General features: G+C 50.3%; 20 protein-coding genes. All 20 read left to right on the top strand.

Annotated elements, in window-relative coordinates; translation table 11 throughout:
- Positions 1-85: 85 nt before the first annotated feature.
- The 20 genes from ALO_RS10045 (at position 86) to ALO_RS10140 (ending at position 22,143) form a co-directional block, all read left to right on the top strand.
- Positions 86-751: an NUDIX hydrolase gene (locus ALO_RS10045; RefSeq protein ID WP_004095295.1), complete on the top strand. Its 666-nt coding sequence runs from the start codon at positions 86-88 to the stop codon at positions 749-751.
- A 493-nt stretch (positions 752-1,244) separates the two neighbouring features.
- On the top strand, positions 1,245-2,345 hold the full coding sequence (locus ALO_RS10050) for a glycosyl hydrolase family 18 protein (protein WP_004095297.1): 1,101 nt from the start codon (positions 1,245-1,247) through the stop codon (positions 2,343-2,345).
- 128 nt (positions 2,346-2,473) lie between these two features.
- The gene (locus tag ALO_RS10055) at positions 2,474-2,773 is read left to right on the top strand and encodes an MTH1187 family thiamine-binding protein (protein ID WP_004095299.1); all 300 of its coding nucleotides are present in this window, start codon (positions 2,474-2,476) and stop codon (positions 2,771-2,773) included.
- Between the two features lie 23 nt (positions 2,774-2,796).
- Positions 2,797-3,000 (top strand): copper ion binding protein, encoded by a 204-nt coding sequence (locus tag ALO_RS10060; RefSeq protein ID WP_004095302.1) that lies wholly within the window; start codon positions 2,797-2,799, stop codon positions 2,998-3,000.
- Between the two features lie 152 nt (positions 3,001-3,152).
- The gene (locus tag ALO_RS10065) at positions 3,153-4,679 is read left to right on the top strand and encodes an LCP family protein (protein WP_169313139.1); all 1,527 of its coding nucleotides are present in this window, start codon (positions 3,153-3,155) and stop codon (positions 4,677-4,679) included.
- Between the two features lie 355 nt (positions 4,680-5,034).
- Complete coding sequence (locus ALO_RS10070; RefSeq protein WP_004095311.1) at positions 5,035-5,691, top strand: precorrin-2 dehydrogenase/sirohydrochlorin ferrochelatase family protein; 657 nt, start codon at positions 5,035-5,037, stop codon at positions 5,689-5,691.
- Complete coding sequence (gene hemA, locus ALO_RS10075) at positions 5,660-6,988, top strand: glutamyl-tRNA reductase (RefSeq protein WP_004095312.1); 1,329 nt, start codon at positions 5,660-5,662, stop codon at positions 6,986-6,988. Before ALO_RS10070 ends, hemA begins: the two co-directional genes overlap by 32 nt.
- Complete coding sequence (hemC, locus tag ALO_RS10080) at positions 6,948-7,901, top strand: hydroxymethylbilane synthase (RefSeq protein WP_004095313.1); 954 nt, start codon at positions 6,948-6,950, stop codon at positions 7,899-7,901. The genes hemA and hemC overlap by 41 nt, the downstream gene beginning before the upstream one ends.
- The gene (gene cobA, locus ALO_RS10085) at positions 7,901-9,436 is read left to right on the top strand and encodes a uroporphyrinogen-III C-methyltransferase (protein ID WP_004095314.1); all 1,536 of its coding nucleotides are present in this window, start codon (positions 7,901-7,903) and stop codon (positions 9,434-9,436) included. The genes hemC and cobA overlap by 1 nt, the downstream gene beginning before the upstream one ends.
- A 22-nt stretch (positions 9,437-9,458) precedes the next feature.
- A complete protein-coding gene (gene hemB / locus ALO_RS10090; RefSeq protein WP_004095315.1) occupies positions 9,459-10,436 on the top strand; it encodes a porphobilinogen synthase in 978 nt (325 codons plus the stop codon).
- A gap of 274 nt (positions 10,437-10,710) precedes the next feature.
- The gene (gene hemL, locus ALO_RS10095; protein ID WP_004095317.1) at positions 10,711-12,027 is read left to right on the top strand and encodes a glutamate-1-semialdehyde 2,1-aminomutase; all 1,317 of its coding nucleotides are present in this window, start codon (positions 10,711-10,713) and stop codon (positions 12,025-12,027) included.
- A gap of 510 nt (positions 12,028-12,537) precedes the next feature.
- Complete coding sequence (locus ALO_RS23515) at positions 12,538-13,815, top strand: methyl-accepting chemotaxis protein (protein WP_274428119.1); 1,278 nt, start codon at positions 12,538-12,540, stop codon at positions 13,813-13,815.
- A gap of 139 nt (positions 13,816-13,954) precedes the next feature.
- Complete coding sequence (locus tag ALO_RS10105) at positions 13,955-14,683, top strand: FadR/GntR family transcriptional regulator (RefSeq protein ID WP_139025372.1); 729 nt, start codon at positions 13,955-13,957, stop codon at positions 14,681-14,683.
- 88 nt (positions 14,684-14,771) lie between these two features.
- Complete coding sequence (locus ALO_RS10110) at positions 14,772-16,145, top strand: MmgE/PrpD family protein (protein ID WP_040293128.1); 1,374 nt, start codon at positions 14,772-14,774, stop codon at positions 16,143-16,145.
- Positions 16,132-17,025, top strand: coding sequence for a fumarate hydratase (locus ALO_RS10115; RefSeq protein ID WP_004095322.1), 894 nt, complete (start codon positions 16,132-16,134; stop codon positions 17,023-17,025). The genes ALO_RS10110 and ALO_RS10115 overlap by 14 nt, the downstream gene beginning before the upstream one ends.
- Position 17,026: 1 nt before the next feature.
- Positions 17,027-17,611: a FumA C-terminus/TtdB family hydratase beta subunit gene (locus ALO_RS10120; RefSeq protein ID WP_004095324.1), complete on the top strand. Its 585-nt coding sequence runs from the start codon at positions 17,027-17,029 to the stop codon at positions 17,609-17,611.
- A gap of 458 nt (positions 17,612-18,069) precedes the next feature.
- On the top strand, positions 18,070-19,431 hold the full coding sequence (gene dcuC, locus ALO_RS10125; protein ID WP_004095326.1) for a C4-dicarboxylate transporter DcuC: 1,362 nt from the start codon (positions 18,070-18,072) through the stop codon (positions 19,429-19,431).
- Positions 19,432-19,453: 22 nt separating this feature from the next.
- The gene (gene cuyA / locus ALO_RS10130) at positions 19,454-20,452 is read left to right on the top strand and encodes a D-cysteate sulfo-lyase (RefSeq protein WP_004095328.1); all 999 of its coding nucleotides are present in this window, start codon (positions 19,454-19,456) and stop codon (positions 20,450-20,452) included.
- Positions 20,453-20,588: 136 nt separating this feature from the next.
- On the top strand, positions 20,589-21,752 hold the full coding sequence (locus ALO_RS10135) for a MalY/PatB family protein (RefSeq protein WP_004095330.1): 1,164 nt from the start codon (positions 20,589-20,591) through the stop codon (positions 21,750-21,752).
- Positions 21,753-21,765: 13 nt separating this feature from the next.
- Entirely contained in the window at positions 21,766-22,143 is a 378-nt protein-coding gene (locus tag ALO_RS10140; RefSeq protein WP_004095333.1) for a RidA family protein, read from the top strand.
- Positions 22,144-22,174 lie beyond the last annotated feature (31 nt).

Here is a 22,174-nt window from a genome sequence, read left to right on the forward strand (position 1 = left end):
TGTTGCTGAGGTCCTTTTATTAGGTAAATACGCTGCAGGGTGATATAATGGTTTTGTAGAATAAAGCGAATTGCGATAAGGTGTGATGGACCCCGTGATTCATATTAACGGTCAAAAAAAGGCAGCGAGCCGAGCGCTGCGGCAAGCATTAAATCAACAGCCGGCCACGATCGACAATCCGGAGGATTATTTGACTTCAGCGGTTTTGCTGCCTCTATTGGAGGTGCAGGGAGAAACCTGTATTCTGTTCGAAATCCGTTCTGCCGAACTGGCCCGGCAGCCGGGCGAGATCTGCTTTCCCGGCGGCAGGATCGAGGCTGTCGACCCCTCGCCGGCGGCCGCCGCTCTGAGAGAGACCAGTGAAGAATTGGGCATAGGCCAGGATACGATTGAATTTCTCGGCCCGATGAACTATCTGATTAGTCCCATCGGAGTGATATTGTACCCGTTTGTGGGGTATTTGCGTCAGCCGGAGGACGTGTGCCCCAATCCCCGTGAAGTGGCCCGGACGTTTACTGTGCCGCTGAATTATCTTTTGAACCATCGGCCGGTAATTGGCCAAATGGAACTGGCCAGCCGTCCCCTGCCGGATTTTCCGCTGTATTTGCTTGATCGTTATTCCAACGGATGGAAAAGACGGACCCAATATCCGGTCTGGTTTTACCAATACGAGGACCAGGTGATCTGGGGGTTAACCGCCCGGATACTATATAGTTTTTTAGAGAAAATCAGACTACTGGGGGACCTCTGAAAAAGGCCCATCTGCATCTGCGTCACTTCAGCCTCCTGAGGGCGGGCTCAGTCAGAAAACGCCTCTTTGCGGATTCTAGGCAATAGATATTTTGGCTGTGACTACGGCGAAAAGCGACCGGCTTTCTTCCTGATCTCATGATGCTCCGCATCTTTATAAAATCGATGTACCTTGCAAATGTACAGTCTCACGCGCGTCCTCGCCGCGCTGTGTCAGAATTCGTGACTTTTCGGGAGAGTGGCTATAGCAGATGATCTCTCATAAGCCGAAAAGTCACCTGAATTCTTCACTGGCACGGCAGCGCAGACGTTGCTCTTACCTAGAACTGAATCTTTTTGGACGGTCCCAGATTCGCGGCTAAAGCCTTCCTGGAGGGCTTTTATTTTTTTGCCTGGCCCCTGGCCTAAAGTGACCTGGAATAAGATGCTTATTGCCGCCCATACTAACCACAAATGACTAGAATATCAACAGACAGGATAGAAAGGAAGAAAGCATGGAGCGGAAATATTGGTGGGGATTAGCGGCGGCAGTAGTGATTCTGACGGGAGCGGGTATCTGGGGCAGCGGACATCTTGGCGGTGGTTCAGGGGCTTTACCGGCGCCTGCGCCAAAAGTGCTGCCGCAGCCTTTGGCTACGCCCGAGCAGCAGACCGTACAGCCTCGCCTGATTATCGGCTATTACGAAAACCCTTGGCCGGGCACAGGCGACAGCTCCGGTTCACTGCCTAGTATGAAGGCTTTTGGCAAGGCGATGACAGCAGTAGCGCCCTTTTGGTATAAGATCAGGCCGGACGGAACGCTGGAAAGCAAGTATAGCCAGGTCGTATATGACACAGCCAAACAGATGGGCTTAGCGGTTTATCCGCTGATGATTAATCAAGGTAAAGCTATTGATACTATCCTGGCTGATTCCCGAGGACGGACGAAAGTGATTGACAATATTGTCAAAGAAATAACTGCCAGAAACTATGACGGGGTCAATATTGACTTTGAACAGTTGGCGCCAAAGCACCGTCTGAATTTGAATATGTTTGCGGCTGAATTGTATCTTCGACTGAAGCCAATCAATAAAACCGTCATTTTTTCGGTCTTTCCCCAGATTGATGTAACGGAAGACGTATCAGGGGCCTATGATTATGTCGAACTGGCCAAGAATGCTGATTTTCTCCAGATCATGACCTATGACAAGCATTGGCCGGGATCTGATCCCGGTCCGATAGCGCCTATTGACTGGTATGAAGAAAACATTCAGTATGCCATTGAACGCGCCGGCGGACCCCATAAAATCATTGTCGGTGTTGGCGCATATGGCTATGACTGGCCGCGAGAAGGGGAGGCTGATTATATTACCTATGTGGAAGCCACTCTGCGAGCCGAGAGAAACGCCGCTAACATCCAGTTTGACGCTGTAGCCAAAGCGCCTCACTTTTCTTATGGCGGGCGGAATGTCTGGTTTGAGGATGTACAAAGCACCGGAGCTAAGCTCGATGTCATAGCCAAACATAATCCGGCGGGAATCGCCATTTGGCGGATTGGCCAGGAGCAGCCGGAGATGTGGCGGGAAATCGAGAAAAAATTCCCGCGGAACCGTTGAAAAAGGCCCGTTTGCATTAACAGAAAAAAGTTACCTGCCAGGGAATGCTAGGAAGGTTTTTTTTACCACTGTGCGAATATTAAATTTAAGAAATATTTTTAAGTATCAATAGAGTTTGAGGTGAGAGCATGGCAGTCGTGGAGGTTACTATTGCGCCGTTGGGAACGGCTACTCCCAGTATCAGCAAGTATGTGGCATCTTGCCATAAAGTTTTGGCAGAAGCAAGGGATCTTAAATATCAACTGACCCCGATGGCGACTGTTATCGAAGGGGATTTGAACCGGATTCTGGAAGTCATCAGCAAAATGCACGAAGTTCCTTTTGCTGATGGGGCGCAGCGGGTTTCTACCCTGATCCGGATAGATGACAGACGGGACAAGGAGCTGACCATGGCTGGAAAGGTACAGGCAGTCGTCAGCAAACTATAACAGAAAGGCAGGAGGAACGATTAATGAAACAAACTCTGATCGTAGATGGAATGAGCTGCATGCACTGCAAAAACGCGGTGGAAAAGGCGGTGCGCAGTTTGCCGGGAGTTGCAGCGGCTGAAGTGGATTTGGCCCAAAAATCTCTGACGGTAGAATATGATGCCGGCAAGTCAAGTCTGGAGGCCATCAAAGCCGCCGTGGAAGAGGCTGGCTACGAGGTCGCTTAACTTGACTATCTTGCTGGGCTTACTGTATACTTATACTGTTAAGAAGCTCCCTTGCTTTGGGAGCTTCTTTTGTAAAGACCACTTAAAATAAGATGCGCAGCATGCTTTTTTGTTACAGGGGTAGAAAGGGTGATTTGTATATGGGGCCGCGCATGGAACGACATACCCAGGAGCAGGGTGAGAAACAGCGCCCGGTCTGGCTATATGCCGTATTGATATTGCTATTGCTGACAGTAACCGCTGCCGTTACTTTTTATTGGTTTGCCGGCAGTGAGCCCTGGACGCCTAAACGGACCAAAAACACTCAAACCAGTGGCCAGACAAGATCAGACCTTCAGGAAGGCAAGGTGAACATCCTGTTATTGGGGGTTGACAAGCGTGTGAATGATGCCAGCCGTTCCGATACCATTATGGTGGCCACCGTGGACATTAAGACAAAAGAAACCTCACTATTATCCGTTCCCCGGGATACCTGGGTAAAAATCCCCGGCCGCAGATGGGATAAAATTAACCATGCCCACATGTACGGAGGGCGAGAACTGGTCCAACGGACAGTGGAAGAATTGTTGGGAATTCCTATTGATTACTATGTATCTGTTGATTTCTCCGGATTCACTCGCTTGGTGGACGCCATTGGCGGCGTTGACCTGGAGGTGGAAGACCGGATGTATTATACAGATCCCTATGATAATCTGGTGATTGACCTGCAGCCAGGCATGCAGCATCTGGACGGGGGGGCTGCGATTCAGTATGTTCGCTACCGCAATGAAGACGGCGATATCGGCCGGATCGCCCGACAGCAGAGATTTTTGAAAGCCATGCTGGATGAGGTGACAAGCCCGGCCATCCTGATTAATTTGCCGGGAATCGTCAAAGAAGCGAACAATATGGTTGAGACCGACCTGTCTTTGAGTGATATGTTAGGTTTGACCAAACTGCTGAAAGAAACGAAAGATAAAGGGGTCAAAACCGACATTTTGCCTGGCATACCGATGGATCTTCACGAAATCAGTTACTGGATACCGGACATTATGGCCATGCGGGATTACATAGCTCAGAGTCAGGGCTTCACGCAGGATGTGGCGTATCGGGCGGCATCCAGACGATTAGCGGCTGAATCCGACCAAGCAGTTCAATATGAAATTGAGTCTATGAGGTTGGAAGCCCTGAAAGCGGCAGCGGAGCAAGAGCCCGAGCCGGAAGAGAAGGAAGACAAGGCTGTTTCCTCTAAATCCAAATCCAAATCCAAAAATAAATCCTCTAAGGCAAGAATTGAACGGGATCCTCGCACAGGATTGCCTGTTAAGCAGTCCGGCGGAAAAAGATCTTCGGCCGCGTCGCAAGCATCGGCGACGCAAAATCTGCCGCCGGCGCCAAAGCCGACTCAACCGAAACCTGTCGACAGCCGGGTAAAAGTGGAAATCCTCAACGGCAGCGATGATGCGGCCGCCGGCGGCAGAATGGCCGATCTTCTTCGCCGGCAGGGCTTTGAGATTATCGGGGTGAATAATACAGCGGAAAACCGCTATACAGCGGTTATATCCCATACCACCAGCAGTGTGGTTGTGAATAAATTGACTAATTTGCCGTTTAATTATGTTCTGCAGGTTAGCCGGGACGAGAAAAAAGCCGGGCAGGTGACGGTGATCGTCGGCCAGGACTATGCAGGGGGCCGTTGAAAAAGGCCCATCTGCGTCGTTACTCCTGCGGGCGTTCGACGTACCCTGCGAACGTACAGTCTCACGCCCGTCCTCGTCGCGCTGTATCAGAATTCGTGACTATTCGGGACAGTAGCGATAGAGGATGATCCCTCATAAGCCGAAAAGTCACCCGAATTCCTCACGAGTACGGAAACGCAAGCGTTTCTCTGACCTGGCATCTGGGCCTTATTGAACGGATCCAGGGTTTAAGGCCATAGGTAATTTCTCAATAGCCCCTGCCCTGCAGGGGCTATTTTTTCGGATGGGCGAGAATATCTGCAAAAAAGGATATTACTGCGAAGGAACGAATATAAGTTAGGATGACGAGCTGGAGATGACGGAAAGAATGGGCTATTATCCGATTAATTTACAGATTGCCGGGCGGCAGTGCGCCGTAATCGGCGGCGGAACAGTGGCGGCCCGTAAAGTGAAGTCGCTTTTGGCGGCCGATGCCATCGTTACAGTGGTCAGCCCGGAACTGACCGCCACTCTTGACAGAATGGCTCAGCAAGGACGGATCCGCTGGGCGAGACGGGAGTTTCAGGCCGGGGATACGCAAGACTATTTTCTTGTCATCTGCGCTACCGATAATTCCGATGCGAATCAGGCTGTTTATCGGGAAGCCAGGCAAAACGGAGTATTGGTCAATGTGGTCGATGTGCCGGAACTATGTGATTTTACGATTCCGGCCCAGGTGACACGGGGGGATCTGCTTCTGACTGTGTCCACCGGCGGTAAAAGCCCAATGCTGGCCAGACGGCTGCGGGAAGAATTAGAGAGCCTCTATGGACCGGAATATGGGCAATATCTTGAATTGGTTGCTGAAATACGGCGAGACATCCGACAGAGAATGGGCGCCGGCAGGGACCGGGAAGTTTTTTGGCGGGAGTCTTTAAATAGCGAGATTCTGTTGCTGCTGCGGCAAGGTAGGCTGGAGGACGCAAAGGAGAAGATTATACATGCAGCTGGTAGTATTGGGACTGAATCATAAGACCGCTCCGGTAGAGATACGGGAGTGCCTTTCCATTTCCGAAGAACAGATCAAAAAGATCCTGGGCCGCATCCGGGAAAGCGGTGAGCGTGGAGAGCTTGAGGAGTGTGTTATTCTTTCCACCTGCAACCGGACTGAGCTGTATGCGGTTGTCGAGAATAGCGAGAAAGCGCTGCCGGCGGTTCGCAGAATGCTGACCGGCATGGCCGGCAGTCAGGTGGATGCGGAGAACTACTTATTTTATCATACCGGTGAGGACTGTATTCGGCATTTATTCCGGGTGGCGTCCAGTTTGGAGTCATTGATCGTCGGCGAAGGGCAGATTCTCAGTCAGGTGAAAAAGGCCTACCGCATTGCCCGGGATGCAGGCACAACCGCTACTATGCTCAATACCCTGTTTCACCGGGCTATCACCGTGGGCAAGAAGGTCCGCACCCAGACCCGCATCGCCTACAGTACCCTATCAGTCAGCTACGCGGCGGTGGAACTGGCGAAAAAGAAAATTGGCAATCTGGCCGCTTCCAAGGTATTGATTCTTGGCGCCGGGGAAATGAGTGAATTAACCGCCAGGCATCTGGTGGAAAACGGCGTGCAGACGGTGTTTGTCTCCAACCGCCATTATGACCGGGCGGTTCAGTTAGCCGGCCGGTTTAACGGTATTGCCGTACCCTTTGAAAACTTTTTAACCAGCGCCCGGGAGGCGGATATCATTATCACCTCCACCGGCGCCCCTCACTATATTATCACTGCCTGGGATGTGGCCCATCTTATGCCGAAACGGCAGGGCGCTCCGCTGATTCTTATTGACATCGCCGTGCCCCGGGATGTGGAACCGGAGGCGGGTGCCATTGCCGGCGTCAATCTGTATAATATCGACGATCTGGAGGCGGTGGTGGAGTCCAATTTACGGGGTCGGGCTCAGGAAGCGGAACAAGCCGGTGAACTGATTGAAATCGAGATTAAAGAATTGCTCGAGAAATTCCGTTATTTGCCGTTTCGTCCCACTCTGGCTCAACTGGCCGACAAAGCCGAACGCATCCGGCAGCGGGAACTGAAACGGGCCTTAACGAAATTGCCGGAGATTACGGCAGTCGAGAGAAAAGTGCTGGAGCACATGTCCCGGATGCTGGTTCGCAAGCTGCTGCGGGACCCGATCCTCGGAATGCACGAGGCGGCTGCCAAAGGCCGGGAAACCTATTATCTGAACGCGGTGCACGCGTTGTTTAATCTTGAAGAGATTAGAGAGGAAGCACACTGTGGAAAAACAACGACTGATCATCGGTACGCGCGCCAGTAAGCTAGCTCTCTGGCAGGCGCACTACATCGCCGGCCGGCTGGAGGAACGCTATCCTGACAGCCAAATTGAGATCCGGCATATTACCACCACCGGCGATAAAATTCTCGATGTGCCGCTGGCCAAGATCGGCGGCAAAGGGCTGTTTACCAAGGAGATTGAATCGGCCATGCTGTCCGGTGAGATCGATCTGGCGGTACACAGCCTGAAAGACATGCCCACCGAGCTGCCGGCGGGATTAACCTTAGCGGCTGTGACAGAACGGTTGGATCCGGGTGATGCTTTTGTCAGCAACCGGTACCAGTCCCTGGATGAACTGCCACAGGGGGCCAAAGTCGGCACATCCAGCCTTCGCCGCCGGGCTCAGCTCTTGGCTTGCCGGCCCGATCTGGTGATCAGCGACCTGCGGGGCAATGTGGATACCCGGCTGCGCAAACTGGAGGACGAGAAGTTAGACGCTATCGTCCTGGCAGTGGCCGGTCTGAAACGGCTGGATTTAGGCGATCGTATCCGGCAGGTGCTGCCCCGGTCGATCTGCCTGCCGGCTGTAGGACAGGGAGCGCTGGCAATTGAAACCAGGGCTGATGACCGGCATACTGTGGATATGATCAGTTGTCTGGAAGATGCACCGACCCGGCTGGCGGTTACGGCCGAACGTTCCTTTTTGCGTATGGTGGAAGGAGGGTGCCAGGTCCCCGTTGGCGTTTATGCCGATTGGCAGGAGGATATCCTGCGTCTGACAGCTGTGATTTTGTCTCTGGACGGGCAGCGCATCGTCCGTGATTGGCTCTGGGGCATGCAGCCGGATCAGGCGGTGGCGGAAGAAATGGGACGGGAATTGGCCGATAAAATGCTCGCGGCGGGAGGCAGAACCATTTTGTCAGAATTGGACTGCCGCGAAGGAGGAGAACACTGATGCCTGATATGCAGTTAAAACCGGGCAAGGTATTTTTAGTGGGCGCCGGCCCCGGTGATTACCGGTTAATTACCCTGAAAGCGGTGGATGCTATCAAGCAGGCCGACACCATCGTGTATGACCGGCTGGCTGACGACCGACTGCTGCAATATGCCCGGCCGGATGTGGAACTGATCTATGTAGGCAAGGCCTCCAGCGACCATACCATGCGGCAGGAAGATATCAACCGTCTGCTTGTGGACAAGGCTCAGGCCGGCAAGACCGTTGTCCGTCTGAAAGGCGGCGATCCCTTTGTCTTTGGCCGGGGTGGTGAAGAAGCTCTGGGATTGGTCGCGAATCATTTGGAGTTTGAAATTGTGCCGGGAGTTACCTCGGCCATTGCCGTACCGGCTTATGCCGGTATTCCGGTTACCCACCGGGGGCTGGCTGTTTCCTTTGCCGTGATTACCGGCCACGAAGACCCGGCTAAGCCTGAATCCAGCGTTCGATGGGACAAGCTGGCTACCGGCGTAGATACTTTGATTTTCCTCATGGGAGTGGAAAACCTGCCTCATATTACCGCCAAACTGCTGGAACACGGCCGTCCGGCCGATACCCCCGCCGCCATTATCCGTTGGGGTACCAAGCCCGAGCAGGAAGTCTGGCATACAACCCTTGGCCAGGCTGCCCAGGATGTAATCAGGCATGGGATTAAACCGCCGGCTATTTTTCTGGTAGGCGAGGTAGCTGGGTTGCGGGAGCAACTGGCTTGGTTCGACCGAAAGCTTCTGTTTGGCAAACGGATATTGGTCACCAGAACCCGTGAGCAAGCCAGCCTGTTGACTGCCAGATTAGAGAATCTGGGCGCCATGTGCCTCGAAGCGCCGGCTATCCGGATTGAACCGCCGGAGAGTTACAACCCGGTGGATATGGCGATTCAAAACCTCCGGGATTATCATTGGGTTGTCTTGACCAGTGTGAACGGTGTGAAGGCCTTTTTCGCCAGATTAGAAAAGGCCGGCAAGGATGCAAGAGCGCTGGGAGAGGCAAAAGTTGCGGCCATCGGCGCTCAGACAGCGGCCTGTTTACGGGAATACGGCATTATCGCCGATATCGTGCCGGTGGAATTTCGTGCCGAAGGAGTGGCGGAAGCCCTGGCGGCATATATCCGACCCGGGGACCGGGTGTTGATCCCCCGGGCGGCAGTGGCGCGGGACCTGTTGCCGGACAAGCTGACCGAAATGGGAGCGGCGGTGGAGGTGACCCCCGTATACCGCACTGTCGCCGGCTTGACCGACGGCCTGAAGCTGGCGGCGGACTTGGCTGACGGCAAGCTGGATATGGTGACCTTTACCAGCTCATCCACCGTAACCAATACCGTAGCTCTTCTGGGGCCGGATGCGGTGAAGCTCCTGGCGAATACCAAAATAGCCTGTATCGGACCAGTCACTGCCGGCACTTGTTACGATTTAGGCATCACCCCGGCGATTATCGCTTCCGAATACACTATACAAGGACTGGTACAGTCCATAACCGAGTATTTTAAACAGAAATGACAAGCCGAAGGGAAGGATCCATATGGGTAATCTGATGATCAGACCCCGCCGGCTGCGGGTGTCATCCGGCGTACGCGCCATGGTGAGAGAAAACACTCTGGATGCAGGGGATTTGGTTTTTCCTTTATTCGTGGTTCCCGGCAGCAGGGTAAAAAATGAAATTCCTTCTATGCCCGGCAACTATCATCTGTCGCCGGACATGGCGGAAGAAGTGGCGCGAGAAGCCTATGAAGCTGGCATTCCGGCGGTATTGCTGTTTGGGTTGCCGGAATATAAAGACGCAGAAGGGTCTAGCGCCTGGGATGCCAACAGCCCAGTTCAGCAGGCTGTCCGACGGATTAAAGCTGCCCTGCCGGAATTAGTGGTGATAACCGACGTCTGTCTATGCGAATATACAGATCATGGCCATTGCGGCATCATCAAAGGCCAGAAGGTGGACAACGATTCCACCTTGGTTCGTCTGGGCCAGACGGCTATCAGCTATGCCGAGGCCGGAGCGGATATGGTGGCTCCTTCGGATATGATGGACGGACGGGTCGCGTCCATTCGCCAGGCTTTGGACGCCTGCGGCTTTCAGGATATTTCTATCATGAGTTATGCCGCCAAATATGCCTCGGCTTTTTACGGTCCCTTCCGGGAGGCGGCTGATTCCGCCCCTCAGTTTGGCGATCGCCGCACCTATCAGATGGACCCGGCCAATGCCAGGGAAGCCCTGAAGGAAGTGGCTCTGGATGTTCAGGAAGGAGCCGATATCATCATCGTCAAGCCGGCTATGGCCTATATGGATATCATGCATCAGGTAAAGACTTCTTTCCGGCAGCCGGTAGCCGCCTACAATGTCAGCGGCGAATTCGCCATGGTAAAAGCCGCCGCCAGAAACGGCTGGATTGACGAAAAACGGACCGTGCTGGAACTGTTAACCGGTATGAAACGGGCCGGCGCCGATATGATTATTACCTACCATGCTGTAGATGCCGCCAAGTGGCTGAGAGACCGTTGAAAAAGGCCCATCTGCGTCGTCAGGTCTGCGAGAGCGCGCTGTTCAGAAAGTATCCCTTTTCGGATCCATCGTCCATAGTTTATTTGTTCTAACTACCTTGAAAAGCGACTTTACTTTTTCCAGCTTTCACGATGCTGCGCATCTTTCCAGCACTGCCGTGCCCTCAACATGCTGTCTGCGCGCGCTTTCCCGACCTTCCTAGCATCTGGATCTTTTAAACGGTCCCAGATTCGAGGACAAAGATGAGTTTTGAAGTAACAGGAGGGACAAGACAATGCAACTGACCCAATCCGAACAGGCTTTTGCCGAAGCAAAACAGTACATACCCGGCGGCGTCAACAGTCCGGTGCGCTCTTTCCGGGGTGTAGGCGGCACGCCACCCTTCATCGCCCGGGCGGAAGGCAGCAGGATTGTAGACATTGACGGCAACTCCTATATTGACTACGTTGGTTCCTGGGGCCCTATGATCGTCGGGCATGCCCATCCCCAAGTCATCCAGGCCATTGTCGAAGCAGCTGCCCGCGGGACAAGCTACGGCGCCCCGACTCTTTTGGAGACCGAGTTGGCCAAACTAGTGACCAAGCTGGTTCCTTCCATCGAAATGGTACGCATGGTCAACTCCGGCACTGAGGCCACCATGAGCGCGCTGCGGCTGGCCAGAGCCTATACTAAGCGCAGCAAGATTGTCAAATACGCCGGCTGCTATCACGGTCATCATGACAGCCTGCTGGTCAAAGCCGGTTCCGGCGCCACTACCTTTGGTGTACCGGATAGTCCCGGCGTGCCGGACAGCATTACTCAGACCACTTTAACCGTAAAATATAATGATCCTGAGGAATTAGAAGCAGTCTTCGCCCGGCAGGGAGAACAAATTGCGGCAGTCATCATTGAGCCGGTTGCCGGCAATATGGGTCTGGTTCTGCCTCAGGAAGGCTACCTGCAAAAAGTCCGGGATATCACCGCCCACTATGGCGCGCTGCTGATCTTTGATGAGGTCATGACCGGATTCCGGGTCGCCCTGGGCGGTGCTCAGGCTTACTACGGCATCAAACCGGATATTACCTGTCTGGGCAAGATCATTGGCGGCGGCTTGCCGGTGGCTGCTTATGGCGGCAGACGCGACATCATGGAAATGGTGGCCCCGGCCGGCTCCGTGTATCAGGCCGGCACCCTCAGCGGCAATCCCCTGGCTATGACTGCCGGCATCGCCACCCTGCGGCTGATCTCTGAGGATCCGGATTTTTACCCTAAGATCAGCCAAAAAACCGCCGCACTCTGCGCCGGCTTAGAAGCAGAAGCTAAAAAGCAGGGGTTTGACAAGCTGCAATTTCACCGGATCGGCGCCATGTTCGGGCTGTTCTTCAGCGATAAACCGGTCTATGACTACGACAGCGCCAAACAGTCCGACGTGCAAGCCTTCAACACCTACTTTCACGCCATGCTGGCCCAGGGAATCTATCTGGCCCCGTCTCAGTTCGAAGCTGCCTTTATGTCTGCAGCTCACTCGGATGAAGACATAAAGGCGACCATTGCCGCCAGCGGAGAGGCGTTCATGCAGGCGGCAAAACTGCAGTCCCGGCTTCGGGGATAGGTAAAACTTGCTGTTTTGAGCTCGCTTCGAGACCTGTTTCAATAAATGGCTGCCGACTTGAATAGGTCGATAGCGTGGGGCAGTCACTGCTTACAGTGACTGCCTTGTTGTATTTTTAAGTACTCCAGTGTTAAAGGCAGACCGGCGCATTTACAGGCCATAACATCACTGCCGGCGCTGTAGCATCACCTTGCCATTATTAGATAATACAACAATAGTTTAAATAATTTAAAAAATTATATTGACGCAGCCAAAAACAAGAATTATAATTTAAGTAAGTGGTATACCGGAATTCCTGGAAGAAACCTTAAAGCATTTGTATGGATAAATAACCACTAGTGAAGAGCAGCTGCTTGTTCAACTGATTTTTTTATGCACAAATTATTGATCGGATTCCGCCAGTAAATGTAGGAGGTAAGTAATAGAATATTGTGTCTATATTGGTATACCGGCATACCTACATACTTGTGAAAAGAGTAAAGCATACATGAGAATAGGGTATTGAAAAAAGTGGAACTTAAAGAGGATGCGTCGGTTCTTACAAAAAATCAAAGCTTTTTAAAGTATAGACTTAGAAGCGAGGTTGTTCATATGGTCGGAGATATCAGGATTATCTTTACTGGAATGGAACAATTAGTAATGGAAGAGACCCTGGAAGCTTTCCTGGCGGGCATAGGTAAAACGGTGGATGCGCGTACTTGTCCCATGGACAAACTCCCCGAGCATAGCGCTGCCGACCTCTTTGTATGTGCCAAATCGCTCAAAGAGCGCATGCCAAAAACAATACCGGTTGAAAAAACCCTTTGCATAGAAATGGTGCCTGTAGAACAATTCTATATAGATGTAACAAAAGTTCCGGATGGAAGCACTGTATATGTTTTAAGTAATTCGACTAATTACGCTCGAAGATTGGTGCAGATGTGCCAGGAAAGAAATATTGATCATATCACATATGAATACATACTGGTGAATGAGCTGTCGGAACAAGAAATCATCGGAATACTGCGCGAAGCTAATTATGTCATGGGCGTTGCAACGACCATGGAGAAAAAGGGCGTTGTTTATGAGCAGTATAAGCCATACCTCAGAGAAGATATAAAATTGATAGGAGCCAAACGAACGTTAAATCTACCATCATTTTTGGAGCTTATGCAATGGATCACGACATTTAGAAATACCAGATTGTTTGAGCATATTACCGATGGTACGCAAAAGCAGGCGCAGCAGCTCCAACAGTTAACATCGATTACCAATACGATCTCCAGATCAACCGATGCTGAAATTGAAATGTTTAAAGAACTGAGCGTTAAAATGGAAAATGGTATGGAGCGCCTCAAACAGGTTATACAGTTTTCCGAATCTCTGACAGCAGCTACCCAAAATATCGGAGGGATTGCCGGGAGTATTAGGCATCTATCCAGTCAAACCCATTTATTATCATTAAACGCTACGATTGAGGCGGCGCGCGTGGGTGAACAGGGGAGAGGGTTTGCGGTGGTAGCAAAAGAGGTGGGTAAACTTGCTGAGGAAAGCCAGAAATCTACAGATATGATCCTAAAGGCAGTGAAGGAGGTTCAAGCCGCTGTTGTAAATATAATTCCGGCTTTGTCGAGTTTATCGAACGAATTGAAAGGCAATCAGGATTTTTATGGTAAGGTTTTACAAAACTCAATAGAAACAAACCAATCCTTAGTGCACGTCTTCCAAATGGTTGAAAACATCAGAAGAAGCAGTGAAGTTATGCTGGATGAAACTGGTCAATTGGTGAATTTGAATAGTAAAGCATAATTTTATGGCTTTATTTCCCCCTAGTGTTTATTTTGATAAGGCAGCAATAGTTTTAATAATTCGGATTATATTGACGCAGCTAAAAATAGGAATTATAATTTAGGCAATAATGGTATACCGGAATTCCTGGGGGGAGCATATGTATTTATATATGAATGAGCCATTGGCAAGAATGACCGACAACTCGCCTGATTCTCTTTATGCGCAGATTGTCGATCGAATTCGCCAGTGGATGAAAGATGGGCACTTAAAAGAAGGGGATCAATTGCCCTCAGAGCGCGAATTGGCGCAAATGTTCGATGTTAGTAGGGTCCCGGTTCGGGAGGCGCTGAAAATATTGGAATTCTTAGGCGCGGTACAGCATGTTAGAGGAAAAGGAGTCTTTGTCAAAAAAATCAATATAAGCAATGTGCTAAATAATATTGAATTTATCATGATTGATCCAATGCATACTTTGCTAGACTTATTTGAAGCCCGGCAGGCTATTGAACTACAAGCGGCAGTGCTTGCCGCCCAGCGCCGCACTGATGAAGATTTGAGTGCAATGGAAGCGGCTGTTCAAGAAATGGAACTAACCTGCAACGGGGGCTCGGATCAAGATATTGTGGATGCGTCAGCCCGGTTCCACAATGCTGTTATTACAGCGTCTCATAACGTCATACTGGTATCTATCAATGAATCCTTGGGGAATTTACTGAAATTTTCGCGGCAGCAATCACTGAAAGACACCAGCAGATGGCAGACTTCACTAAGGTATCATAAAGAGATCATGCAGAAACTTAAAGAAAAAGACGGTGCAGAAGCCTTCAGGCTGATGCAGGAGCATTTGTCCAATGCAAAAGAGTATATTGCCAAAGCAGCACGATGAGCGAGGCAGGGATCGTGCCTGCTAAACGGTATACCAGTATACCGAAATGATATGGAGAAAGAATCTTGGCTAAAAGGGGAGTGAAATTTTGCAAGATAGTGGAATTTCAACAGCATGTGTGGAGTTTGCCGATTCACTTAGAATGGAAGCTATTCCAGCGGAAGTAAAGGAACAAGCCAAGAAATGCTTGCTGGATTTTCTGGGATGTGCCATACGTGGTGCTGTAATGCCGCAAGCCAAATGTATTAAAGAGTATGCTGCCGTAATGGGAGGGAATGCGCATGCCAGCATACTGGGAGTTTCGTCATTGAATTCAATTGTTAATGCGGCGTTGGCTAACGGGTACTTCGGGCATATTCTGGAGATGGATGATGTAGATAAGGAATCTATTTCGCATCCGGCTACCGTGGTGATGCCCGCGGCGCTTAGTATCGGCGAGTGGCGGCGTTCGAAGGGCGCTGAACTGCTTGAGGCAATTGTTGCGGGGTATGAGGTCATGCTGCGTATAGGGACCTCTGTGACGCCGGCGCATTATCAGATATGGCATACGACGGCTACTACGGGCGTATTCGGCGCAGCTATTGCCGCCGGGCGGATGCTGAAGCTGAATCAGGAGCAAATGTCCTGGGCTTTTGGCAGTGCAGGCACTATGGCTGCGGGCTTATGGGAATTTTTAAGCGATGGGGCAATGAGCAAATATTTACATGCCGGTAAAGCAGCTTCAACAGGCGTATTGGCAGCGCAGCTGGCTGCCTCAGGCCTTACGGGGGCAAGCCGGATTTTAGAGGGCAGGCAGGGATTTTTTGCGGGCTACGCCAGGCAGGATATAGAACAAAAACTATTCCAGGATTTTCATGTTAAATACAGGACTGCAACAGTATCGTTTAAGCCGTATCCCTGCTGCCGGCATACACATTCAGCTATCGACTGCGCCAGAAGTTTATACTTGCAGGCTCAATCTGTCCTGTCAGATATTAAGCAGATTCACATTCATACGTATCAGGCGGCAACACAGGTAGCCTGTTTTGAAGATCCGCTGGATTCCCGTCAGGGACAGTTCAGCTTGAAATATTGCATGGTCCGGGCATTAATAAATGGGAATATAGGGCTGGATGATTTTTCTCAGGACAAATTGACGGATAAGGCAGTAAGAGCATTAATGGCCAAAACATCCGTGGCGGTCGATGCGGAGATTGACCGGCAGACGCCCATAGCATGGCCCTGCAGGCTTTCTCTGGAGCTGGCAGATGGGCGGGTTCTGCATGAATATGTAGCTTATCCGAAAGGCGATCCGGAAAATCCGCTTAGCTGGGAGGAGGTTGAAACAAAGTTCCGGCTGCTGGTGGAACCGATCCTGGAGGAACGGGCGATTCCCGCGATCATTGATATGTGCAAAAATATAGAACTTTTAGCAGACTGCGGTGAGATGATTAGGAGGATTAACGATTATGGGAGATTTTAAAATTACTTATGAGGAGATTTTTTCATTGGTGCACAACATGTGTACCGGGATTTCCTCCGATGTGCTGGAAATTATGAATAAGGCGTTAGTAAAGGAGTCTAACCAGGGAGCGAAGGCCCTGCTGCAATCTATGATTGACAATGTGGGACAGGCGGGGAAACTGGACAAGCCGGTTTGCCAGTCGCCGGGGCTGCCGACGGTATATATACGTTTTGGTGACCAGGCTGATTTAGGCGGATTGTCGAAATGGCTGCCGCAGGCAGTTGTGGAATGTACGAAAAAAGGATATATCCGCCCGAGCATTGTTCACCCGCTGACCCGCTATAATCCGGGAGACAGCTCCGGGGTAGGAATTCCCAACTTCGAATACCAGTATCGTCCCGGTCAGGAATATATGGAAGTGATCATGAGCGCTAAAGGCTGCGGGGCAGAGCTGGCCAATCTTTCGACTATTTTGACGCCGGCAACCCTGGGAACTAACTATGTAGGCCTCAAAAAACTGGTGCTGGAAACGGTAACAAAGGGCGGCGGCTTTCCCTGTCCTCCTTCGGCAATTGGCATCGGCATCGGCGGACAGATGGATATTTCGGCCAAACTCAGCCGGGAAGCCATCAGTACCAGGGACTGGCGGGACCAGCATCCGGACCCGCTGTTTGCCAGCCTGGAGAAAGAACTCCTGGAAAATATTAATTCGCTAGGCCTGGGACCTGCGGGCATTGGCGGCGATACGACCTGTTTAGCGGTGAAAATTGGCTACGCTGCAACGCATACCGCTATTTGTCCTGTCACCATCAATTTTCACTGCTGGGTTGCCCGCAGGTTTGGCGTGCGTTTCTATCCTGACGGGCGCAGAGAATACTTATTTCAGGAGGCAAAGTAACATGACGGAACATAATTTAACGCTGCCGGTCAATGATGCGCAGGTAGAAAACCTGAGTATGGGGGATACAGTTTATTTAACGGGTACGGTGTACACCGCGAGGGATATGGCCCATTTAGAAATAAAACGGCTGCGGGAGAAAGGCGAGCCTCTGCCGGTGGAATTATCAGGCCGGGCGATTTTTCACGCCGGACCTGTGGTTCGCAAAACAGACAAGGGCTGGGAACTGGTGGTTATAGGCCCTACCACCAGCATTCGCATGGAGCCCCATGCCGGCATGACGGGCGAGCTTGGCGTAAAACTTATTATTGGTAAAGGCGGACTGGCTAAAGACAGCCGGGAGATGTTCCAAAAGCACAAACAGGCCTATTTACAGGCGGCTCCCGGCTGTGCCGTTCAACTGGCAGCGGGAGTGAAAAAAGTTACAACCGCTTATTGGCCGGAAAATGGAATGCCGGAAGCTATGTGGGTGCTTGAGGTAGAGCGGTTCGGCCCGTTTATTGTGACTATGGATACATGGGGCAATAGCCGCTATGACGAAGTCAAGGATAAGGCTTATCAAAGAATCAAGCAAATATACGGGTAATCCTCCCCGTTAACCTTTAAAGAGTATGCTCAATGATGCGAGGTGGCGAACAAAGCATTGTTGTAGTGTATTATAGCAGCATTCCGACCCGTGAATGCTGCTGGGGGGGTGAAATAAGCTGAACACATGTCGGCAGGTATGGAGGAGGTGTCTTAGAGTGTAAAGTGCGAATGGCATGAATGCCATTTACCGGGAAGGCAGCTACGGCGGCCGGGGAGGTGATAAATCAGTGCCGCAGTTATGGTCAGGCTGTGAGTACGATTGCCAAAAGTGATCGCGATACAATTGAGTATATTCAACATTAATGGGCGAATAGTCGATTGCTAGCATAGGAGCTCATATTGTCAGGCAAAATTTACTGAAATTTTTAAATTAAAGGAAGAGTTACTCAAGACAGGCTTTAACAAACATACTGATTTTATAGTTGATAGGTATATTTAAAATGGAGGTATGAACGAATGGGAATTCTCATCACGGCTTTAGTAGTTAGCTGGGTTATTTACATGATTATCAAGAAACATTATCCCCAGGCAGTTCTGCTCACTGCCGGCATTGTTTTACTGCTGGCCACCTATTTTAGCGGCACTAGCTCTATTCTTGAGGCTAAACAATCTTCCGGCTCCGCTTTCCTGGATATTTTCCATACCATTAAGGTATTGCTCAGTTCCCGCGTCGCCGGTCTTGGCCTGACTATCATGTCAATAGCAGGCTTTGCCAGGTACATGGAGTATATTGGGGCCAGTAAGTCCTTGTTTGCAATAGTTGCATCCCCGCTCAAGCGTGTCAAATCGCCGTATATTCTACTGATTTTCAGCTTCTATGTAAGTCAGTTTTTGGTGCTGTTTATTCCCAGTCATGCCGGCTTGGCCCTGCTGCTTATGGTAACGCTGTATCCAATCCTGATAAGAGCGGGAGTTAGTAAATTGTCCGCTCTGGGCGTCATCGGCTGCGCCCAGTATATGGATGTCGGTCCCGGTTCCGGCAATGCCATTCTGGCCGCCAATATATGCAAATTGGATCCGGCAGTATTCTTTGTCGATTATCAATTGCCGATATTTTTTACAACAACCTTGATTCTTGGTGTTGTGCACTACTTCGTACAAAAGTGGTGGGATGAGAAGGAAGGCATTAACGGTTATACTGTTTCCGCTGACGGCATTAAAGAGGATGAAGAACGTCCGCCTTTAATTTATGCGATTCTGCCCATCGTCCCCATGGCGTTTATTCTTGGTTTCAGCCCTATTTTTAAAAGCAAGATCCAAATGGATGTTGTTACGGCCATGTTTTTGAGTACATTTATCAGCATGGCTTTTGAATATGTAAGGACCAAAAATTTTGGCGCCACCTTACAGAGCTTAAAATATTTATATGAAGGTATGGGCAATAGTTTTGCCACAGTGGTGAGTTTAATCGTCGCCGGTGAAGTGTTTGCCGCAGGCTTGACCAAAATCGGGGCTGTCGATGCGATGATCGCCGGCACACAAAATCTGGGGCTGGGCATTCACGTCTTAATCATCATTTTTTGCATAGTCATTGCCGCATGCGCTTTCTTAATGGGTTCCGGCAATGCCGCTTTCTTTTCCTTCGCAGCGCTTGCGCCTAAAATCGCCGCTTCTTTAAAAATTGACGTTGTTACTTTGTTGTTGCCCATGCAGATTATGACAAGCTTTGGTCGTGTAATGTCGCCCATTACGGCAGCCATTGTTGCAATAGCCGGTGTCGCCGGAGTTTCACCGGTTCAGGTTGTGAAGAGAACGGCCATTCCGATGGTGGTCGCCGCTCTAATCAATATAGCGTTTATTTTCATCAATCATTCATAAACTCACAGGGAGGAATTGTATTATGAATTTAGCTCAATTTCCCCGACGGCGTTATACGCCATGGCAAACACCGATTGAAAAATTATCCCGCTTCTCAGAAACGGTTGGCGGTCCGCAGATCTATATGAAAAGGGACGATCTGCTCGGTTTGACGGGCGGAGGAAATAAAACACGGAAGCTGGAGTTTTTAGTAGCCGATGCGTTCGCCCAGGGAGCCGATACATTAATTACCTGTGGCGCCATTCAGTCGAATCATTGCCGTCTTACTTTGGCGGCTGCGGTTAAAGAAGGCTTGAAGTGCCGGCTTGTGCTGGAAGAACGTGTCGCCGGCAGTTATAAGACCGGTGCCAGCGGCAATAATATGCTTTATCATTTGCTAGGCGTCGAATCCATAACCGTTGTCCCCAACGGTACAGATAAGATGAAGGCAATGGAGCAGGTTGCGGCAGAGTTAGTCAAATTAAACCGCAAGCCGTATATCATCCCGGGCGGAGCTTCAAACGTAATTGGCTCCATGGGTTATATAGCATGCGCTGAAGAAATACTGGCTCAGGCATTTGATCTGGGAATCAAGTTCGACTATGTTGTTACGACCAGCGGCAGCGCTGGAACCCAGGCCGGCTTATTAGTAGGTCTTTACGGGAACAATGCCGATATTCCGGTTGTGGGCATTAACTGCAGCAGGGCAAAAGCGGAACAAGAACAAAAGGTATATGATCTTGCCGAAGAATTAAGAGTTAAAATGGGAGTGCAGTGCGCCATTCCGCGTGATAAAGTCTTGTGTTTTGACGAATATATAGGACCGGGCTATTCTTTGCCGACCAAGGAAATGATCAATACCGTAAAACTCCTGGCGAGAACGGAAGGAATTCTGCTTGATCCCGTCTATACAGGCAAGGCGATGGCCGGTTTAGTTGATTTGGCAAAAAAGAGATTTTTTCAGCCGGAAGATAAAGTTTTATTTGTTCATACCGGTGGCTCTCCCGCATTATACGCTTATACGGACGTTTTCCTCCAATAGCTGGACGTTGTTTTGGCATAACCAGGCGGCTGAAAGGCCGCCTGGAGAAGGAAAGCGCCTCCGCATCCAATTTGTTTGGAGCCAAGTTAGCAAGCTATAGGAAACTGTTAGATTCTGAGAGGAGAAGATTGCATTGATGAAGCATAATTTTGATGAACTGGTTGACCGCAGAGGCACCGAATGCAAAAAGTGGGATACCTATGCTGCAGATATAATCCCGATGTGGATCGCCGATACCGACTTCAAATGCCCGCAGCCGGTTATCGACGCCATGGTTAAAAGAGCGCAGCATGGCATTTATGGTTACCCGATCAATTGCAAAAATTTTGAGCAATCGATTGTGAATTGGCAGAAGAAGCGTTTTGGCTGGGATGTGGATATTGATTGGGTCGAATATACTCCTGCGGTGGTGCCGGCTATTGTTTATGCCATGCGCGCCTTTACCAGCCCTGGCGACAATATTGTCATTCAGATGCCCGCTTACCATCCTTTCCACGATATTATTCCTCATAATGGCAGACACATTTTGGGAAATCAACTGATTCGCAAAGCGGATGGCAGCTATGAAATTGATTATGACAATTTAGAGGAACTGCTTAGTAAAAAGCGTACCACCATGTTCCTTCTGTGCAGCCCTCATAACCCTGTAGGCAAATGCTTTTCCCGGGAAGAATTGGAAAGAATATCGGAACTGTGTCTGAAGCATAATGTATTTGTTGTTTCCGATGAAATTCATTCGGATATTATCTATCAAGGCAGCAAGCATATTCCCTTTGGCAGCATTTCGCAGGAAGCCGCCGATCATTGCGTGGTTTGCGTGAATCCCAGCAAAACCTTTAATATTGCCGGAGTGAGGACCGGAGCGGTCATTATTCCCAATCGCCATAACCATGATCTTTTCTATGCCCCCCTGGAAGATAACAAAGCCTATGGCCGGACTGTATTCGGCACGCTGCCTATTGAGGTTTCCTATAACGAATGCGACTATTACGCGGATCAATTGCTGGAGTATCTGGCAGGAAACCTTGCCTGCCTTAACAAGTTCGTTGCCGAGCGGATTCCGCGCCTTAAAGTAACGCCCACCCAGGCCACCTATCTGATCTGGCTGAATTGCCAGGCTTTGAATATGGCGCCGAAACAATTGAATCAATTTTTCCTGGAGCAGGCTAAGGTTGCCATGAATGAAGGTTCTACCTTTGGGCCTGGCGGTGCAGGCTTTATGAGAATGAACATTGCCTGCCCGCGTTCCAGATTGGTGGAAGCGCTTCACAGAATGGAAGCGGCAATAAACAAACTGTAAGGAGCCGACATTAATGAAACAGGCTATCAGTACGGCTAAAGCGCCAAAGGCGATTGGTCCTTATTCTCAGGCGATTAAAGCCAACGGCTTGGTTTTTGTATCCGGCCAACTGCCGGTCATTCCAACCAGCGGTGAATTTGCGGCAGGAGGTATCGCCGGCCAAACCAAACAGTCTTTAGAAAATGTAAAAGCTGTTTTAGCGGAGGCCGGTTGCACACTGGCCCATGTCGTTAAAGCCACGGTATTTATTAAGAATATGGATGATTTTGCGGCGATGAACAATGTGTATGCCGAATATTTTACCGGGGAATGCCCGGCGCGGGCCTGTGTGGAAGTAGCGCGATTGCCTAAAGATGCCTTGGTGGAAATCGAAGTCATTGCAGTTTACTGATAACGACCCTAAAAAANAANAGAGAGAGAGA

The sequence above is a fragment of the Acetonema longum DSM 6540 genome (assembly GCF_000219125.1).
In the GTDB taxonomy this organism is placed as follows: Bacteria; Bacillota; Negativicutes; order Sporomusales; family Acetonemataceae; genus Acetonema; species Acetonema longum.

Bases quoted from the DNA above. Each gene is read 5' to 3' on its own strand.
- ALO_RS10045 (WP_004095295.1), top strand. From the start codon at position 86: ATGGACCCCGTGATTCATATTAACGGTCAAAAAAAGGCAGCGAGCCGA.
- ALO_RS10050 (WP_004095297.1), top strand. From the start codon at position 1,245: ATGGAGCGGAAATATTGGTGGGGATTAGCGGCGGCAGTAGTGATTCTG.
- ALO_RS10055 (WP_004095299.1), top strand. From the start codon at position 2,474: ATGGCAGTCGTGGAGGTTACTATTGCGCCGTTGGGAACGGCTACTCCC.
- ALO_RS10060 (WP_004095302.1), top strand. From the start codon at position 2,797: ATGAAACAAACTCTGATCGTAGATGGAATGAGCTGCATGCACTGCAAA.
- ALO_RS10065 (WP_169313139.1), top strand. From the start codon at position 3,153: ATGGAACGACATACCCAGGAGCAGGGTGAGAAACAGCGCCCGGTCTGG.
- ALO_RS10070 (WP_004095311.1), top strand. From the start codon at position 5,035: ATGACGGAAAGAATGGGCTATTATCCGATTAATTTACAGATTGCCGGG.
- hemA (WP_004095312.1), top strand. From the start codon at position 5,660: ATGCAGCTGGTAGTATTGGGACTGAATCATAAGACCGCTCCGGTAGAG.
- cobA (WP_004095314.1), top strand. From the start codon at position 7,901: ATGCCTGATATGCAGTTAAAACCGGGCAAGGTATTTTTAGTGGGCGCC.
- hemB (WP_004095315.1), top strand. From the start codon at position 9,459: ATGGGTAATCTGATGATCAGACCCCGCCGGCTGCGGGTGTCATCCGGC.
- hemL (WP_004095317.1), top strand. From the start codon at position 10,711: ATGCAACTGACCCAATCCGAACAGGCTTTTGCCGAAGCAAAACAGTAC.
- ALO_RS10105 (WP_139025372.1), top strand. From the start codon at position 13,955: ATGTATTTATATATGAATGAGCCATTGGCAAGAATGACCGACAACTCG.
- ALO_RS10115 (WP_004095322.1), top strand. From the start codon at position 16,132: ATGGGAGATTTTAAAATTACTTATGAGGAGATTTTTTCATTGGTGCAC.
- ALO_RS10120 (WP_004095324.1), top strand. From the start codon at position 17,027: ATGACGGAACATAATTTAACGCTGCCGGTCAATGATGCGCAGGTAGAA.
- dcuC (WP_004095326.1), top strand. From the start codon at position 18,070: ATGGGAATTCTCATCACGGCTTTAGTAGTTAGCTGGGTTATTTACATG.
- cuyA (WP_004095328.1), top strand. From the start codon at position 19,454: ATGAATTTAGCTCAATTTCCCCGACGGCGTTATACGCCATGGCAAACA.
- ALO_RS10135 (WP_004095330.1), top strand. From the start codon at position 20,589: ATGAAGCATAATTTTGATGAACTGGTTGACCGCAGAGGCACCGAATGC.
- ALO_RS10140 (WP_004095333.1), top strand. From the start codon at position 21,766: ATGAAACAGGCTATCAGTACGGCTAAAGCGCCAAAGGCGATTGGTCCT.